Source organism: Neisseria uirgultaei (assembly GCF_962719845.1).
GTDB classification, from domain to species: domain Bacteria; phylum Pseudomonadota; class Gammaproteobacteria; order Burkholderiales; family Neisseriaceae; genus Neisseria; species Neisseria bergeri.
Genome location: NZ_CAUIYF010000001.1, coordinates 160,018 through 176,816, shown reverse-complemented (window position 1 = coordinate 176,816; position 16,799 = coordinate 160,018). Strand labels below are relative to the sequence as shown.

Below are 16,799 nucleotides of genomic sequence, written 5' to 3'. Positions count from 1 at the left end.
TTGGGGAGAAAGTGAAGTGGCTTCAGTATTTTTAGAAGGAGAAGTAGTCGAGGTCGGCAATATTTTCTGTATCGGCAGGAATTATGCCGCACATATCGAAGAGTTAAAAAACGAAATACCTTCCGACCTGTGGTGTTTATGAAGCCGTCAGGCAGCATTTTGAATAGCGGCGGTACAATCTTGCTGCCCGAGTTCAGTAGAGATGTACATTTTGAGTGCGAGCTTGTGTTGCTGGTCGGTAAGGATTCAGACGGCATGGGCGAGGGTGAAGATATTTTGGGATGTGTCGCAGGATATGGTGTAGGGTTGGACCTTACAGCACGGGATATCCAATGCCGTCTGAAGGAAAAAGGGCTGCCTTGGTTGAAGGCAAAAGGGTTCAGGCATTCCGCGTGCGTGTCGGATTTTGCGGCGGCAGACAGAATCGGCAATCCCGAGAAGGTGTTGTTTTCATTAAAACAAAACGGTGTATTGAAACAGCGCGGGGATACCGGTTTGATGATTTACTCGATTCGGGAAATTTTACACAAACTGGCGGCGGATTACGGTTTGGGGAAAGGGGATTTGGTGTTTACCGGAACGCCCTCCGGTGTGGGCGCAATCGGTGCGGGGGACAATTTGGCATTGGAGCTGGACGGCTTGGTGCGCGCCTCTTTCACGGTAGGGTGTTAACCGTGCCGTTTAACCCTCACGCCCGTTGAAACATTCCGCCGCGCCGCCCTCGAAAAAACCGTGCAGGATGGCTTGCGCCGCCACTTGGTCGAGCACCGATTTGCGTTTTTTGCCGAAGACCTGTGCTTCCGAAAGCAGGCTTTCGGCATAGACGGACGACAGCCGTTCGTCAACCCAATAGACGGGGAGATTGAACCTGCCGTTCAGCCTGCGTCCGAACTTGCGCGACAGGTGTGTCATTTCGTGTTCCGTGCCGTCGGTATGCACGGGCAGTCCGACGACAAAATAACGCGGTTGCCATTCTTGAACCAGCTTGGCGATTGCCGCGAATTTTTCATCGTTGCTGCCGCCGGTAACGGTGCTCAAAGGATGGGACAGCCCCAATTCCGCATCGCCCTGTGCCACGCCGATGCGCGCTTCGCCGAAGTCGAACGCCAGTGCCGTTCCTTTTGGGATTTTATGCATGACCGGCTCCCGAAAACAGGGCGAGCGGGTCGATGCCGAGTTTGGCGAATGCGGCGGCGTAACGGTGTTCGTAGGGGATGTCGAACAGGATGTGTTCGTCGGCGGGAACGGTCAGCCACGCATTGTCGGCAAGTTCGCGTTCGAGCTGCCCTTTGCTCCAGCTCGAATAGCCTATGCTGATCAAGGCTTTGTCAACCGCACCTTCGCGTGAAATGTTTTCAAGCACATCGCGGGAAGAGGTCAGCGCGATGCCGTCTGAAACGCCGATGCTGCTTTGCCAGTTGCCGATCGGGGTATGCACGACATAACCTCGCTCGACTTGCACCGGCCCGCCCATCATCACGCTGTCGTGCTGCATCCGCATGGGGATGTTTTTGCCGGTGGCGGAAAAAATCATGTCCATCGTAATCGGAGAGGGTTTGTTGATGGCGATGCCGAGTGCGCCGTCTTCATCGTGTTTGCAGATATAGACGACCGATTGTGCAAAAAACGCGTCTTCCATATCGGGCATGGCGACGAGAAAGTGGTTGGACAGGTTCATAATCAGCGTTTGTCGGGATTTTCTATCGGGTTGGAAATAATGCAGGTGCCGGCAAGCAGTTTGCCGGAAGTATCGGTTTGCACCCCGTCGGTTTGCGGTATGCCGCTGCCGAAACAGGAAACTGCACTTAAGGAATTTTTCGGAGAACCTTGGACGATTTTATCGCTGTAAACCAAATAAGCGAAAGTTTTACGTTTCGGATCATAATAACGGATAATCTGTCGGCTCTTGAACGCGAAGCTCGTACCGCGCTTGAAAACTTCTTTCGGTTTGCGTACGGCGGTTTCGTCAAAAGAAATCGAAGATGCCGTCTGAACGCACGAAACCGATGCGTCGGACGCGTCCTCTTCCAAATTGACCATTTCCTTCAAACCGCCTTTTTTTGCATACGAAATATAACAGGCAACCCCTCGAACGTCGGGATCGTCGAATCCTTCCACTTCGATACGGTCGTTTTTGCCCAGCATATTGAAAACGGTGCTGACCCGTCCGATTTTATCGGTTTCGCCGCTGCCGCAGGCAGTCAGCAGAACAGCGGCAGACAGCAGTAGCAGTCTGTTCATCAAAATTTCCTTATCGGTTGAATCACCGTTTTCCGGAAGGCGGCAGGGCTTGCTTTGTTTGGATGGGCGCACGCTCCCGAATCGGGCAACATACGGTACGCGGCTTAATGTGCTACCCTGTATGTCGGAACACAATATCCGTTGCAGCATTGAAAATATGCCGCACAATATAAGGCTGTTTGAACCGATTGCAAGTGTCTGTGCAAAGAAGGTGCAAGATTGGGCAAACGGCATTTTCAGACGGCATAACTGACAGTATAATCCAAACGTCCGGCTGCTTTCGTGCAGCCTTCAGTATTATCCAACTTTTTCCGAAGGCCGAACCATGCGCTACAAACCCCTCCTGCTTGCCCTGATGCTCGTTTTTTCCACGCCCGTCGTTGCCGCCCACAACGCGGCACACAACCGTTCCGCCGAAGTGAAAAAACAGGCGAAGAACAAAAAAGAACAGCCAGAAGCGGCGGAAGGCAAAAAAGAAAAAGGCAAAAATGCCGCAGTGAGAGATAAAAAAACAGGTGGCAAAGAGGAGGAAAAAGAGGGCAAAGAGTCCAGAAAAAACGCCAAAAACCGCAAAGAAGCAGAGAAGGAGGCAACATCCAAGCAGTCTGCGCTCAAAGGACGCGGAGAGGATAAAGAATCGAAGGCGGAACACAAAAAGGCATATGGCAAGCCTGTGCCCGAATCCAAAGAAAAAAACGCAAAAACACAGCCTGAAAACAAACAAGGCAAAAAAGAGGCAAAAGGACAGGACAATCCGCGTAAGGGCGGCAAGTCGGACAAAGACACTGTTTCTGCAAATAAAAAAGACCGTACCGACAAGGACGGCAAAGCAGTGAAACAGAACAAAAAACACACGGAAGAGAAAAATGCCAAAACCGATTCCGACGAATTGAAGACCGCCGTTGCCGCTGCCACCAATGATGTCGAAAACAAAAAAGCCCTGCTCAAACAAAGCGAAGGAATGCTGCTTCATGTCAGCAATTCCCTCAAACAGCTTCAGGAAGAGCGTATCCGCCAAGAGCGTATCCGTCAGGCGCGCGGCAACCTTGCTTCCGTCAACCGCAAACAGCGCGAGGCTTGGGACAAGTTTCAAAACCTCAATGCCGAGCTAAACCGTTTGAAAACGGAAGTTGCCGGCGCGAAAGCGCAGATTTCCCGTTTCGTATCGGGGAACTATAAAAACAGCCAGCCGAATGCGGTCGCCCTGTTCCTGAAAAATGCCGAACCGGGTCAGAAAAACCGCTTTTTGCGCTATACGCGTTATGTGAACGCCTCCAATCGGGAAGTCGTCAAGGATTTGGAAAAGCAGCAGAAGGCATTGGCGGCGCAAGAGCAGAAAATCAACAACGAGCTGGCGTATTTGAAAAAGATTCAGGCAAACGTGCAGTCCCTGCTGAAAAAACAGGGTGTAAGCGACGCGGCGGAACAGGCGGAGAGCCGCAGGCAAAATGCCAAAATCGCCAAAGATGCCCAAAAACTGCTGGAACAGAAAGAAAACGAACAGCAATTGAACCATCTTTTGAGCAGTTTGGAGAAGAAAAAGGCCGAACACCGCATTCAGGATGCGGAAGCAAAAAGAAAACTGGCGGAAGCCAGACTGGCGGCTGCCGAAAAAGCCAGAAAAGAAAAAGAAGCGGCGCAGCAGCAGGCTGAGGCACGACGTGCGGCAATGTCCAACCTGACTGCCGAAGACAGGAACATCCAAGCCCCTCCGGTTATGGGTATCGGCAGTGCCGACAGTTTCAGCCGCATGCAGGGACGTTTGAAAAAACCGGTTGACGGTGTGCCAACCGGACTTTTCGGGAAAAACCGCAACGGCGGCGATGTTTGGAAAGGCGTGTTCTATTCCACTGCACCTGCAACGGTTGAAAGCATTGCGCCGGGAACGGTAAGCTATGCGGACGAGTTGGACGGCTACGGCAAAGTGGTCGTGGTCGATCATGGCGAGAACTACATCAGCATCTATGCCGGTTTGAGCGAAATTTCCGCCGGCAAGGGGCAGCCGGTTTCTGCGGGAAGCAAAATCGGCACGAGCGGGTCGCTGCCGGACGGGGAAGAGGGGCTTTACCTGCAAATACGTTATCAAGGTCAGGTGTTGAACCCTTCGAGCTGGATACGTTGATTGGGAAAATAAAAAGGCAGGTTTTGCGCGGATTGTCCGCTGCGGCGCATCCCGTTGCAAATCCTGCCGTTTTCAATACGTTTTCAATGGCTGCGTTTCCGTTTTCGGAAAATCAAGAGAGAAAGTTAAAGAAGAATGTCGAAACCTGTTTTCAAGAAAATCGCACTTTATACCCTGGGCGCAATCAGCGGCGTTGCCGTCAGTCTGGCGGTGCAGGGTTTTGCCGCCGAGAAGGACAGGCGGGATAACGAAGTCCTGCCGGTGCAATCCATCCGCACAATGGCGGAGGTTTACGGTCAAATCAAGGCAAACTATTATCAGGACAAACCCGATGCCGATTTGTTTGAAGGTGCGATGAAGGGTATGGTGGCCGGTTTGGATCCGCATTCCGAATATATGGATAAAAAAGGTTATGCGGAAATGAAGGAATCGACCAGCGGCGAATTTGGCGGCTTGGGGATGGAAATCGGGCAGGAAGACGGTTTTGTCAAAGTGGTTTCGCCGATTGAGGACACGCCTGCGGAACGGGCGGGGGTGAAAAGCGGCGATTTCATTGTGAAAATCGATAATGTTTCGACGCGCGGGATGACGGTCAGCGAAGCGGTTAAAAAAATGAGGGGTAAGCCGGGTACGAAGATTACTTTGACGCTGTCGCGTAAAAATGCCGACAAGCCGATAGTCGTCAACCTGACGCGCGCCATCATTAAAGTGAAAAGCGTCCGCCATTATTTGCTCGAGCCGGATTACGGCTATATCCGCGTCTCCCAGTTCCAAGAGAAGACGGTCGAAAGCGTCAATACCGCCGCAAAAGAGCTGGTAAAGGAAAACAAAGGCAGACCGCTCAAGGGGCTGGTGTTGGATTTGCGCGACGACCCCGGAGGGCTTTTGACCGGCGCGGTCGGCGTGTCGGCGGCATTTCTGCCGTCCGAGTCGGTCGTCGTCAGCACCAAGGGACGCGACGGCAAAGACGGCATGGTACTGAAAGCCGTTCCCGAAGATTATATGTACGGTATGGGCGGCGATCCTTTGGCGGGCATTCCTGTCGAGTTGAAAACCGTTCCGATGACGGTGTTGGTCAATTCGGGTTCGGCTTCCGCCTCGGAAATTGTTGCAGGTGCATTGCAGGACCACAAACGCGCGGTGATTGTCGGTACGCAGAGCTTCGGCAAAGGTTCGGTTCAGACTTTGATTCCCTTGTCCAACGGCAGTGCGGTCAAGTTGACGACCGCCCTGTATTACACGCCGAACGACCGTTCCATTCAGGCGCAGGGGATTGTTCCCGATGTCGAGGTGAAGGATAAGGAACGCACTTTTGAAAGCCGTGAGGCGGATTTGGTCGGACACATCGGCAATCCCTTGGGTGGCGAGGATGTGAACAGCGAAACCCTTGCCGTGCCGGTTGAAGAAAATGCGGATAAACCCGCTGCAAAAGAAAAAGGCAAAAAGAAAAAGGATGAAGATTTGTCTTCAAGGCGGATTCCCAACCCTGCCAAAGATGAGCAGTTGCGCAAGGCTTTGGATTTGGTCAAGTCGCCCGAGCAGTGGCAGAAGTCTTTGGGGCTGGCGGCGAAAAAGCCGGTTTCAAATAAGGATAAGAAAGATAAAAAAGATAAGAAGTAGGTTTTGACGATGCCGTCTGAAAGGATTTCAGACGGCATATTATGTTTGAAAGGACAGGTTATGACTGATTTTTTACCGGAATTTGAACCGTTTGCAGAGAAAATTGCAGCCACGGCAAAACCCGTCGTGCGTTTTTCTTTGAAGAAAGAGACAGTAGAACTGTGGGACAGCAAGGTCGGCGGCAGACCTTATCTGCTGGAGGGTATGGAATATCCCCAAAACGACCAAGGACAACCGCTTTCCCTGTTGGCGCAAATCAACTTTGCCCAAATGCCGCATCTGCCGGACTATCCGACCGAAGGCATCGTCCAGTTCTTTGTCGACGGTTACGACGATTTGTCGGGCATGGATTTCGACGACTTGCGTGCCCAAAAGGGATTCCGTGTTTTGTACCATCGCGAAGTGCGGCAGGAAGGTTTGTGTTCGGATCTTCCGGCATATTCCGATTTCGGGGATTTCGGAGTCGGTCTGCCGTTTGGTGCAGAGGAAGAATTCCGCATGGTTTTTTCCGAACCGGAGATGCAATATCTGTCTTTCGACGATTACCGTTTCGATCGGACTTTTCCGGAAATGCGCAAGCTGATTCTCGAAAGGGTTACGGATACGGGTAACAACGATTGGCGGCTTTACGAGAACTATCGGGAAGCTTCCAATCAGGCGGGACACTGTATTGGCGGTTATCCCTGCTTTACCCAATACGATCCGCGCGGCGGCAGTTTGGAAGGCTACGAACTGCTGTTCCAATTGGAAAGCGAATATGACGAGAACGAAGGAATAGACATCATGTGGGGCGATATGGGCATCGGCAATTTCTTTATCGCGCCCGAAGATTTGGAAAAACGCGATTTTTCCAAAACGGCATTCACTTGGGATTGCGGTTGAGTTCAGACGGCATACGGTCGGGAATGTCTTTTATTCCATGCCGTCTGAAAGGCGTTTCTTCCCCATCCCTACTACACGCTTTGTCCGCAAACGCATCACAGGCAAGATTATGGAAGTTATCCGATACCCCGATTCCCCCTTCAAACTCCACCAGCCATTCCCGCCCGCAGGCGACCAGCCCACCGCCATTGCCGGCCTGCTCGAAGGGCTTTCAGACGGCCTTGCCTATCAAACCCTGCTCGGCGTAACCGGTTCGGGCAAAACCTACACCATGGCGAACGTCATCGCCCAAAGCGGCCGACCCGCCATCATCATGGCGCATAACAAAACCCTTGCCGCCCAGCTCTACGCCGAAATGCGCGAGTTTTTCCCCGAAAACGCGGTGGAATATTTCGTGTCCTACTACGACTATTACCAGCCCGAAGCCTATGTGCCCAGCCGAGATTTGTTCATTGAAAAAGACAGCGCGATCAACGAACACATCGAGCAGATGCGCCTTTCCGCCACCAAAAACCTGATGACGCGCGACGACGTGATTATCGTCGCCACCGTGTCCGCCATTTACGGTATCGGCGACCCGACCGAGTATCAGCAAATGGTGTTGTCCGTCAAAGAAGGCGACACCATCGAGCAGCGCGACATCATCGCCACGCTCGTTTCCATGCAGTACGAACGCGGCGATTTGGATTTCAAACGCGGCAGCTTCCGCGTGCGCGGCGACGTGATTGACGTGTACCCCGCCGAAAGCTCCGAAAACGCCTTGCGCATCAGCCTGTTTGACGACGAAATCGACCGCCTCGATATGTTTGACCCGCTTTCAGGCAGCCTTATCCAACGCGTCGGCCGCTACACCGTCTTCCCGTCCAGCCACTACGTTACCCCGCGCGACACCGTCTTGCGCGCCTGCGAGTCCATCAAAGAAGAATTGCGCGAACGTATCGAATTTTTCGCTCGCGAACAACGCCCTGTTGAGCAACAACGCATCGAACAACGCACCCGTTTCGACCTCGAAATGCTCTACGAAATGGGCTTCTGCAAAGGCATTGAAAACTACTCCCGCCACTTCTCCGGCAAAAAAGAAGGCGAACCGCCGCCCACGCTGATGGACTACCTGCCCGACAACGCCATCATGTTCATCGACGAAAGCCACGTTACCGTTACCCAAATCGGCGGCATGTACAAAGGCGACGCATCGCGCAAGCAAAACCTCGTAGACTACGGCTTCCGCCTGCCTTCCGCCCGCGACAACCGCCCGCTCAAATTCCACGAATTTGAAAAAGTCATGCCGCAAACCATCTTCGTTTCCGCCACCCCCGCCAAATACGAAGAAGAACACGCCGGACAAGTCGTCGAACAAGTCGTCCGCCCCACGGGGCTGGTCGATCCCCAAATCATCATCCGCCCCGTCGCCACCCAAGTCGATGACTTAATGAGCGAAATCAACGACCGCATCCAAAAAGGCGAACGCGTACTCGTTACCACCCTCACCAAACGCATGGCGGAGCAACTCACCGACTATTACAGCGAACTCGGCATTAAAGTGCGTTATCTGCACAGCGACATCGACACCGTAGAACGCGTTGAAATCATTAGAGATTTACGGCTCGGTCTGTTTGACGTGCTGGTCGGCATCAACCTCTTGCGTGAAGGCTTGGACATCCCCGAAGTCTCCCTCGTCGCCATCCTCGACGCCGACAAAGAAGGCTTCCTGCGCTCCCACCGCAGCCTGATTCAAACCATAGGCCGCGCCGCGCGCAACGTGAACGGCGTCGCCATCCTGTACGCCGACAAAATCACCGACTCCATGAAAGCCGCCATCGACGAAACCGAACGCCGACGCGAAAAACAGATGAAATTCAACGAAGAACACGGCATTGTGCCGCAGCAGATTAAAAAACAGGTCAAAGACATCATCGACGGCGTGTACCACGAAGAAGACGGCGGAAAAGGCCGTCTGAAAGGCAAAAACAAAGTTAAAGTCGGCGAAATCCACAACGAAGAAGACGCGATTAAAGAAATCGCCAAACTGGAAAAAGCCATGCAGCAGGCAGCTAGGGATTTGCAGTTTGAAGAGGCGGCGGTATTGAGGGATAGGATTCGGAATATTAAAGAGAGTTTGTTGTTTGGGGCGGAATAATTTTATTATTTTTATTTAACATGGAGATTAATTAAATGACTTCTATTATTTTAGAACTCCAAAGCCTAGCTGCCAATCCAAATAGTGATGTAGAAGAGTTAGTGATTAAAACATTAATGGTTGCAAGAAAATTAAAAATTAATGAATTAACTGAATGGTGTAATAATGAATTACAAGGTTATTCATCAAAAAATTTACCAAAATATAGAATATTTTATGGAGAGTTAAAAGCTTTTAACCCTTATCGTGGCGATGTTCCATTTATGCTTCCTGATGAATTGAGAGAACGAGTAACAAGAGTTGAATATACCTCATCAATTAGCGAAATAAGAAACTTACTAAAAACAAAAAATAATAATTTTATACGAATTCTATCTAGTAAAGAAAAACAGTTTTTAATGAATTTACAAGATACTCCATTTCCACTTGAACCTAAAATAATTATTCATCCAATTAACTTAATGAATATTCAATCAAAAGTAAGACAACTAATTTTAGATTGGGCATTACGACTGGAAGAGGAAGGCATTTTAGGAGACGGTATCCAATTTACAAAATCAGAACAGGAGAAAGCAATGTCAAACCAATTCAATATTCAGAATATGCAAGGGTTTATTGGGGATATTTTTGGCGGTAATGTTCAGCAAAATATTCAAGACGGTATTCATATTGAAAAAGAAAATTTCAATGAACTGGCTAACTTTTTAGCAAAAAACGGGATTCCATCTGCCGAATTAGAAGATTTACGAAATGCACTGATAGAAGATGGTCAGCCCACAGATAAAAAATTCGGCTCAAAAGTAAGTGCATGGATTGGCAATATTATTACAAAGGCTTCTACCGGTGCAATTGATGTTTCAGTAGGTACTATTGCAGGAATATTAACTAATGCGATTTCAAAATATTATGGCTTAATGTAAGCAAATGCAATATGTGCGGCTCCACCACACACGTCGTCCCCAACCGCCCAAAACCGCGTGCCTGCCTGCGGCTTACCCCCTACCACCCAACCAACACAGCAAGCGTAGGTTAGATACTTGTATCCGACAAAATCTTTAACGTTCCTGTCATTGCAATCCATTGCAGCAATGCCCAAAATGTCGGATTCGAGAGTACGACCTACGGAAAACTAAAGATTTTATGCGGGCTACGGCTTACTTGTTGAGTTTAGATTTCATACGGGCTATAGCTTGCTTCTTAATCGTCTCTGAAGAAATTTTGAGCCTACCTACGTAATTTATTTATTATCTAATATTTTTATAGGTATTAATGGATTATTTTCCTCCCATGGAACTTCATAATCTGAAAAAATAGATTCTAGCGCTAGAATGAACGAATGATTAAGCTCAAATGGCAAATCTTCGCATTCGAATAGTTCGGGAATATAAAATTTAACTAAATCCAAACCTTTTTTTGTTAATGTAATTTCCCCAGAATACCATAATTCATTATTTTCCATACCAAAAGGATTTTGTTTTGCAAATTCTTGGCAAAACATGAATATCTCTTGTTTTTTATCAAATGTAAAAGGCCATAAAATAGCCAATTCACATACTAATAGTCGATATATAAATTCAACTGCAAATTGCCATTGCCATGTTTGCGGTTCGCGCCCTAGTGGTGCAAAAGATATCGGAGTAAGATCATCGAAGGCCAAATATTCAAATCCGCATTGTATTTCTTCTGCTGTTTCTTTATTCATAGTAAAACCTTATTTAGCTGGAAATTTAAATTTTAAACTTGTAGGCTTTCCTTTTTTACCAATATTTAATCGGTGGCAATCTCAGGCTTTGGCAAAACGCTTTGGGGAACATACTATCCGCGATGAGACCAATTTTGCCTGCCATTTTGATTATCTGTATTTCAATCCGGTCAGACATGGCTATGTAGGGCAAATTCCGATTGCTGGTTTTCTACGTTTCACCGTTATGTCAAATAGGGTATTTATCCGCATAATTGGGGTGGCGGCAATGCGGACTTTTCTATTGAATACGATTAAAGTAATGTCGGATTCGAGAATCCGACCTACGGAAAACTAAAGATTTCATGCGGGCTACGGCTTGCTTGTTGTATTTAATCATATTTATTTGAATTGAATTCTTTTATTTTATTGTGAGATGAAAACAGTATTTTCGATGAGAAACCCATGACTAAAATAGTATAGTTTTTATCATTCTTTACGAAGTAACAATTACCATATCCTGCAATATTTTTATCCCAAAAATCACAATATGATTCAGTAGTAAAATTAGTTTTAGTTGATATAAAATCAAAATTATTTGGGTAAGTTCCATATTGCTGGTAATATTCATCTATATTTTCTACTAAGAAATCAATCCTTTTTTCTAACATTTTAAGATTAATTTGCAATAATAAAATGTATAAAACTATACTGGTTATTATTATTTTTAAATAAGTCATTTTATTTTCCAGTAAATAGAGGTTTAGTTGTTTTGTTAACTATGCCTGAATGTACACCTAAGTCTTCTTTTGGTAACGATGAATAATTAGCAAGCGGTAGCCCGCATCTCCGCCAAACGCGTGCCACTATCTGCGAGCAGCACAAACTTAAAACCAATGTGCAGGTTAAAACCTACAAGGATGAGTGCGGTACACACGCGTTTTTGCCGTTCAAACCATTGTTTTAAACCTTGTATCGAAACATCTGTAAGGCGACGGCAGCTTTTGCACAAATTTACGGCAGCTTTTGCACCACCGAAGCGTAGGAAATTGTATCAGCTTTTGCGCAAATTATCCCCACTTAATGGTCTGTTAAACGGTGAAGCGCACCGAGAAAAATCTCGGCATTTTCTGAGAAAAAACTTTGGCAATTTATTGCATTATTTGCAACTCCCTTGCACTTTTATAAAAGCGACGATAACCATCGCTTTTGTTTTACCAGTTGCAGATAACTAGTTCGCCGCTGGTTTTTTGCGTTTTTTCCCGACCAACGGAATAGATAAGCTCAAGGCGGGTGGTTCGGAAATCTTTGAACAACTCTCTAATATCGGGATGGTCGTTAATGGACAGCATTACTTTGCCTTTGCTCTCAGCCATCGATTTCGCCAATAATTCGTATTGCATCCAATCAAAAGAACGGTCATAGCCTGCTGTTTGCCAATACGGTGGGTCGGCATAGAAGAAGGTATGTTCGCGGTCGTAGCGTTTAAAGCACCGTTCCCACGGTTCGTTTTCAACGAATACACCGTTCAGTCTGGTTTTGGCAGCGGTCAGTTTTGCTTTGATTTGAGAGGCGTCCCATGCTTTAGATGTGGTTGCGGTACCGAAATACTGTTGGACGGTTTTGCCGCCGAAGGCATTGTGCTGTAGGTAGAAGAACCGTGCGGCACGTTGGATGTCGGTCATGCAATCCGGTGGTGTGCTTTGCAGTCGGGAGAAGACTTCACGGCTCGTAAGCGTCCACTCGAACTGTCTGACAAACTCATCAAAATGATGCTGAACGACGCGGTAGAGGTTAACAAGCTGTCCGTCGATGTCGTTGAGTACCTCTACTTTGGCAGGTTTCGGACGAAGGAAAAAGAGTGCCGCCCCACCTGCAAACAGTTCGACATAACAGGAATGTTCGGGGAACATCGGGAACAGGTGTTTTGCCAGTCGGCGTTTACCGCTCATCCAAGGGACGATAGGTTGTGGTTTGGTATAGTCCATGAGTTACTCCTATATAACGGGTACTCTTGGTACTCTTATCAATATAATGAATCATGATGTTTTGATGCTCTGTAGCATTCTGATGATTTTTAATTAGTTGAAGGTATTGATATTTTTGCAGCGCATACATTTTATTTGTACGCTGCCGCTGCCTTTTGCAAGCAGCCTGCCGCAATATTTGCAGCGCAGTTCGCGGTAGTTTTGCATTTGCACTCACTCCAATTTTGGATAGAATGCCCAAGTCTCTAGAGACTAAGGCGGCCTTGAAGTCAATGCAGCTTACCCTGCTTGGCTGGTGTACCGGTGTTCCCGCACCGGTACGTCGCCGTCCCACTTTAATATTTTTTATCCTCCTTTATTGCGGTTATTTCCATCAGTTGCATAGCGTTTCTGGATCATTTGATAATTGGCGATTTCTTTTTCCGCCCGCTCAAACAGGGCAATATCGCCGGTTTCCGAGGCACGGCGGCTGATTTCCGTCCATTCGTCGATTTTTTTTTGGCAAAATTGGTAGGGGTTCATTCAGCCTCAGCTTTCAGGTCGATGACGAGCGATATATCAGCCAATTCATCAAGATTGGCCGCGGCGTTGATTTTGTCTTCCGCCGCCTGCCTCAAGCTTGCAACATGCGCGGTCAAAAGTTCGAATTTGAGTGTTTTTTCATAAGCTTTTTGCCTTAAAGCATCGGGCGGCACGCCTCGAGAAGCGGCAATGGCGTCAAGCGTCGGCGTGGCAGCATTGGGGTCGGCATGCCATGCTTTCGCCTCAAATGCCTGCGTTGTCCAAGTTGCCACCTCAAATTCCGGCACTTTATCCAAGCCAGCCGCACGGTCGATATAGGATTGCGCGGCGCGGTTGACTTCGGCCAGTTTTTCAGACTTCGCCTGTTGCAGCATTTTCTTTTTGGCGGTAGGTGTCAGCACCCAGTCGCTTCCGTCCCATTCGTGGTAATCGGACGGGCGCGGTGGGGAAACGGCCAGATCGTCGGACACGATGCAGCCGGAATTGAGGGCGGCGAGCAGCGCGGCGTGTTGTTCGGGCGTAATGGGGCGCGCGCCCTCGGGTGCTTGTTCGGGGGTGTCCGCGTCGTAAAAGGCGCGGTCTTTGTAGTAAATGGTCATTGGTTTTCCTTTTCTGTATTTACATTTTGATTTTTTGCCGCTTATAATGTAACGACAAAATACGCTGTAAGCTGCAATGAAGATTGAATTTGACTCCGAAAAAAATCAACGCAATATCGAAGAGCGGAATTTGCCCTTTGAATTAGTCGGGCAAATACGCTGGACAACGGCCGCTATTGTGCCCGATGTCCGCTTTGAGATTACCCCGAACCGCGTTATGTTGCCGCTGCTTATCTGGGCGATACGCAACGCCTGCACATTGTCTGTTTTACGCCGATAAAAGACGGTATCCGTGTCATCAGTTTTCGCAAAGCGAATAAAAGAGAGGTTAAAAAATATGCAACGTCAATCCTTAATAAACGCTGACGGCGAAGTGCGGGAACTTGCCGCTGAAGATTTTGCGCTTGCCCGCCCCATTGCCGAAACCCTGCCCGAAGACTTGGCACAGGTGCTTTTTTCCCATCAAAAACAATTGGAAGAAAAGGGCGTAATGCAAAAACGAAACACAGGCAAAACCCCGAAACAACTCGTTACCATACGCCTGTCCGCCGATGTGGTCGAAAAATTCCGCGACGGCGGCAAGGGCTGGCAGACGCGCATCAACGAGGTTTTGCGCCAATATGTCGCCCAATTGAAATAACGGGGACGGCCGCTGCTTATCGGGCGCGCCCGACTGTCCTTTCCCGCGCGGTTTCAGCCGTGCGGTTTTTTTTGCCGATGCCGTACCCTGCGGGCAGGCTTCGCACTCTGAAGGGGTCGGGCAATGCCGTCTGAAGCCCGCCAAAGCATCCGGTGCCGTCTGAAGCTTCGTCATTCCCGCGCAGGCGGGAATCTAGAATCTCGGGGTTTCGGTCATTTCCGACAGATTCCTGCCGCGTCGGGGGTTTCTAGATTCCCGCTTTTGCGGGAATGACGGGGGTGGTTTCAGCCGTTTCCGACAGATTCCTGCCGCGTCGGGGGTCTGGATTCCCGCCTGCGCGGGAATGACGGAAGGGGTCGGGAATGGCGGCGGCGGGGTTTCAGACGGCATTGCGGGTCGGCGGCGGCGTTATCGGAAGCCGCTGGCGGCGAGTCTTCTGATTTCATTTAGCGCGTCTTCATTAATTCCCCTTAGCGTTTCTTCATCGATTCCGGGGACTGTCGAGGGGGAGCTGGCGGCGTTTCCCGAGGCGGCTTTGCCGATGGCCATCCAATCGCAACTGCCTTCGTACCAGTTGGTGATAATGGCGGCGGCGTGGTTTTTTGCGCGGATAAACAGCCAGTTGTATTGCCTTTCGCCGTTGGCGCTGGCGGAATGGCGTTCGGACACGAAGCAGCGGACGTTGCCGTCGGCAAAGGCGATGGGGAAGACGACTTCGTTTTCTATGGCGCCGCCGCTTCTTGTAAACCTGTAACTGCCGGTCTGTATCATTGTGCCGTCGGGGAATCTGACAATATCCACGCCGCCGATGGTTTGGCGTGTGAATTGCGCGGCAACGGCGGTGCTGATTTTTTCGTCCAGCCCTTGGATTTGGGCGGGGGGTGTGGGTGTGGGCGCGGTCGGCTTTTTCCTGCAAACCCTGCGCCAGCGTGCCAGCGTCCAGTGCGCCGGCGTTGACGGTTTCGCCGTGGGACTTTATCCAGAACACGGCTTCGCCCAAGGTGTCGGCGGCTTTGATGCACAGTTTTAAAACCAGTGCTTTGGGGCGGTTTTCGTCGGCGGTGGGGACGACGCGGGATGCGTCGAATGTGATGGCGGACGGGCGGTCGTTGCCGCCGTCGCCTGCGTCGTATGTCCAGTTTTTGCGGGCGGTGTCGATGCCGAACGCGCCCTCGGGGATGGCGGTGTCGAAGAGTTGCTCGGTGCTTCGGTTGCCGCTGTCGATTTTGCCGGTAATGTTGCGGATTGCGTCTTCCTGCACCTGTCCGACCGCCAAGCCGTTGCCCGCGTTGCGGATGAAGCGGTCGGCGGCTTTGGGGACGTTGGCAATGCTGCCGTATTTTTCGGCCAGCAGGCGGTAAAGTTCGGGATACGCCGATTCGGTTACACGGTCGGCGATTTCGTCGAACGCCAGCCAGCCGGTCGGGATTCGGTCGGACGGAAACCACGCGGTCATGCCGATGTCGGTACGGCTTAAATCGGGCAGGCGGTTGCTGTTGCCCAGTGCGCGGTACAAATCGGGGAAGGTGTTTTGTTCAAAGGCCGTGCCGTCGGCTTTGAGATAGCCGGCGGGGTTTTGTACGGCTTTAGGAAAGGACACGATCGCGCCGACGGGGATGCCGTCCGAATTGAGTTTTTTCCACGCGCTCCATGTGTCGTCCGTGCCGCTTGTCTGGTGGCGTTCGTAGGTGTCGGAGGTGTAGGCGTTGTAAGCCAGTTGGCGGCACCAGCCGGGGTTTGTGCCGGCGATGACTTGGACGTGGCAGGAGAGGCCGGACACGGGCAGGTTTTGGGACAGCGAGGCTTCGCGGACGGCGTAGATGCCGTCTGTTTTGAGGGCGTTGAGGTCGCCCCGGTATTCTTTGACTTGAAAGTCGCGGATACCGTAGCCGGACAGGGTGTTCGGCTTGCCTTCGATGTCTTCGGCAAAACGCGGTTTGTTGGCTTTGTGGAAGATGTCGTGGTTGTTGTAGGAGATGCGGTTTTGCGCGCCGTGCAGGCGCAGGGTGTCGTCGCCGAAGACGATGTGGGCGTTGTCGTTATCCGCGCCGATGTAGGCTTTGTAGCCGCCGTTCCAGTGCGTCGGGTTGGCGGACAGGTGGATGCCGCTTTGGAATTGTGTCTCGGCGGCAAAGGTTTTTTGGCCGCCGATTTCTTGGTTGGCGGTGGTAACTACAGCCAGCCTATTCAGTGCTGCCAGTAATTGATTAGGCTGCGACTTATCCGGCTGGATACCGGCCGCAGTCAGCACGGCCAGCAGCTCTGATTGCACTTGGTTGAGCCACCACGCGGGCAGGATGGTGCCCAATTCGGACACGCCGTCGCCGTCGTGGAAGGTCTTATCGGGGGTTTCGATGGGGTGCATAA

Annotated in this window: 16 protein-coding genes and 3 pseudogenes; 9 read left to right on the top strand and 10 right to left on the bottom strand. The window is 50.2% G+C overall.

Features of this window, described 5'->3' with window-relative positions; all coding sequences use genetic code 11:
• Positions 1 to 16: 16 nt before the first annotated feature.
• Positions 17 to 672, top strand: a pseudogene (locus Q9J32_RS00895) (fumarylacetoacetate hydrolase family protein).
• A gap of 9 nt (positions 673 to 681) precedes the next feature.
• Here Q9J32_RS00895 and ruvX read toward each other — a convergent pair.
• Genes ruvX through Q9J32_RS00880 form a run of 3 tightly spaced genes read right to left on the bottom strand, consistent with a single transcriptional unit; the run spans position 682 to position 2,241 of the window.
• Positions 682 to 1,137 (bottom strand): Holliday junction resolvase RuvX, encoded by a 456-nt coding sequence (gene ruvX, locus Q9J32_RS00890; RefSeq protein WP_301884696.1) that lies wholly within the window; start codon positions 1,135 to 1,137, stop codon positions 682 to 684.
• The gene (locus tag Q9J32_RS00885; RefSeq protein ID WP_301666821.1) at positions 1,130 to 1,678 is read right to left on the bottom strand and encodes a YqgE/AlgH family protein; all 549 of its coding nucleotides are present in this window, start codon (positions 1,676 to 1,678) and stop codon (positions 1,130 to 1,132) included. Before Q9J32_RS00885 ends, ruvX begins: the two co-directional genes overlap by 8 nt.
• A 2-nt stretch (positions 1,679 to 1,680) precedes the next feature.
• Positions 1,681 to 2,241, bottom strand: coding sequence for a CreA family protein (locus Q9J32_RS00880; RefSeq protein WP_301666822.1), 561 nt, complete (start codon positions 2,239 to 2,241; stop codon positions 1,681 to 1,683).
• 325 nt (positions 2,242 to 2,566) lie between these two features.
• On the opposite strand from Q9J32_RS00880, the gene Q9J32_RS00875 reads away from it, so the two are divergent.
• The 5 genes from Q9J32_RS00875 to Q9J32_RS00855 all read left to right on the top strand — a co-directional run bounded on the left by Q9J32_RS00875 (position 2,567) and on the right by Q9J32_RS00855 (position 9,922).
• Entirely contained in the window at positions 2,567 to 4,363 is a 1,797-nt protein-coding gene (locus Q9J32_RS00875; RefSeq protein ID WP_304666355.1) for a peptidoglycan DD-metalloendopeptidase family protein, read from the top strand.
• A gap of 135 nt (positions 4,364 to 4,498) precedes the next feature.
• Positions 4,499 to 5,983 (top strand): S41 family peptidase, encoded by a 1,485-nt coding sequence (locus Q9J32_RS00870; protein WP_304666354.1) that lies wholly within the window; start codon positions 4,499 to 4,501, stop codon positions 5,981 to 5,983.
• A 60-nt stretch (positions 5,984 to 6,043) separates the two neighbouring features.
• On the top strand, positions 6,044 to 6,865 hold the full coding sequence (locus tag Q9J32_RS00865; RefSeq protein ID WP_304666359.1) for a YwqG family protein: 822 nt from the start codon (positions 6,044 to 6,046) through the stop codon (positions 6,863 to 6,865).
• A 37-nt stretch (positions 6,866 to 6,902) separates the two neighbouring features.
• Positions 6,903 to 9,002, top strand: coding sequence for an excinuclease ABC subunit UvrB (gene uvrB, locus Q9J32_RS00860; protein ID WP_304666353.1), 2,100 nt, complete (start codon positions 6,903 to 6,905; stop codon positions 9,000 to 9,002).
• Positions 9,003 to 9,037: 35 nt separating this feature from the next.
• On the top strand, positions 9,038 to 9,922 hold the full coding sequence (locus Q9J32_RS00855) for an AbiTii domain-containing protein (protein WP_301884689.1): 885 nt from the start codon (positions 9,038 to 9,040) through the stop codon (positions 9,920 to 9,922).
• Positions 9,923 to 10,239: 317 nt separating this feature from the next.
• Here Q9J32_RS00855 and Q9J32_RS00850 read toward each other — a convergent pair whose 3' ends face one another.
• Complete coding sequence (locus Q9J32_RS00850; protein WP_019272420.1) at positions 10,240 to 10,704, bottom strand: hypothetical protein; 465 nt, start codon at positions 10,702 to 10,704, stop codon at positions 10,240 to 10,242.
• A 59-nt stretch (positions 10,705 to 10,763) separates the two neighbouring features.
• Here Q9J32_RS00850 and Q9J32_RS00845 point away from each other — a divergent pair.
• Positions 10,764 to 10,941, top strand: a pseudogene (locus Q9J32_RS00845) (REP-associated tyrosine transposase); the annotation flags it as partial.
• 134 nt (positions 10,942 to 11,075) lie between these two features.
• Here Q9J32_RS00845 and Q9J32_RS00840 read toward each other — a convergent pair.
• From Q9J32_RS00840 to Q9J32_RS00820, 5 genes are all read right to left on the bottom strand, one after another.
• Positions 11,076 to 11,423 (bottom strand): hypothetical protein, encoded by a 348-nt coding sequence (locus Q9J32_RS00840; protein WP_301884684.1) that lies wholly within the window; start codon positions 11,421 to 11,423, stop codon positions 11,076 to 11,078.
• Positions 11,424 to 11,897: 474 nt separating this feature from the next.
• Positions 11,898 to 12,671, bottom strand: a complete 774-nt coding sequence (locus tag Q9J32_RS00835) for a DNA adenine methylase (protein WP_301884682.1) — start codon at positions 12,669 to 12,671, stop codon at positions 11,898 to 11,900.
• Positions 12,672 to 12,764: 93 nt separating this feature from the next.
• Positions 12,765 to 12,878: a zinc finger domain-containing protein gene (locus tag Q9J32_RS00830; protein WP_101106650.1), complete on the bottom strand. Its 114-nt coding sequence runs from the start codon at positions 12,876 to 12,878 to the stop codon at positions 12,765 to 12,767.
• Between the two features lie 138 nt (positions 12,879 to 13,016).
• A complete protein-coding gene (locus Q9J32_RS00825) occupies positions 13,017 to 13,193 on the bottom strand; it encodes a hypothetical protein (RefSeq protein WP_301884675.1) in 177 nt (58 codons plus the stop codon).
• Positions 13,190 to 13,792, bottom strand: coding sequence for a phage tail protein (locus Q9J32_RS00820; RefSeq protein ID WP_301884674.1), 603 nt, complete (start codon positions 13,790 to 13,792; stop codon positions 13,190 to 13,192). Before Q9J32_RS00820 ends, Q9J32_RS00825 begins: the two co-directional genes overlap by 4 nt.
• Before the next feature lie 234 nt (positions 13,793 to 14,026).
• Here Q9J32_RS00820 and Q9J32_RS00815 point away from each other — a divergent pair, with 234 nt between their 5' ends.
• Positions 14,027 to 14,158, top strand: coding sequence for a BrnT family toxin (locus tag Q9J32_RS00815; protein WP_308446884.1), 132 nt, complete (start codon positions 14,027 to 14,029; stop codon positions 14,156 to 14,158).
• Positions 14,130 to 14,432 (top strand): BrnA antitoxin family protein, encoded by a 303-nt coding sequence (locus tag Q9J32_RS00810; protein WP_301670016.1) that lies wholly within the window; start codon positions 14,130 to 14,132, stop codon positions 14,430 to 14,432. Before Q9J32_RS00815 ends, Q9J32_RS00810 begins: the two co-directional genes overlap by 29 nt.
• A 484-nt stretch (positions 14,433 to 14,916) precedes the next feature.
• Here the strand turns inward: Q9J32_RS00810 and Q9J32_RS00805 are convergent.
• Positions 14,917 to 16,797: pseudogene (locus tag Q9J32_RS00805) on the bottom strand (pyocin knob domain-containing protein); the annotation flags it as partial.
• Positions 16,798 to 16,799: the final 2 nt, after the last annotated feature.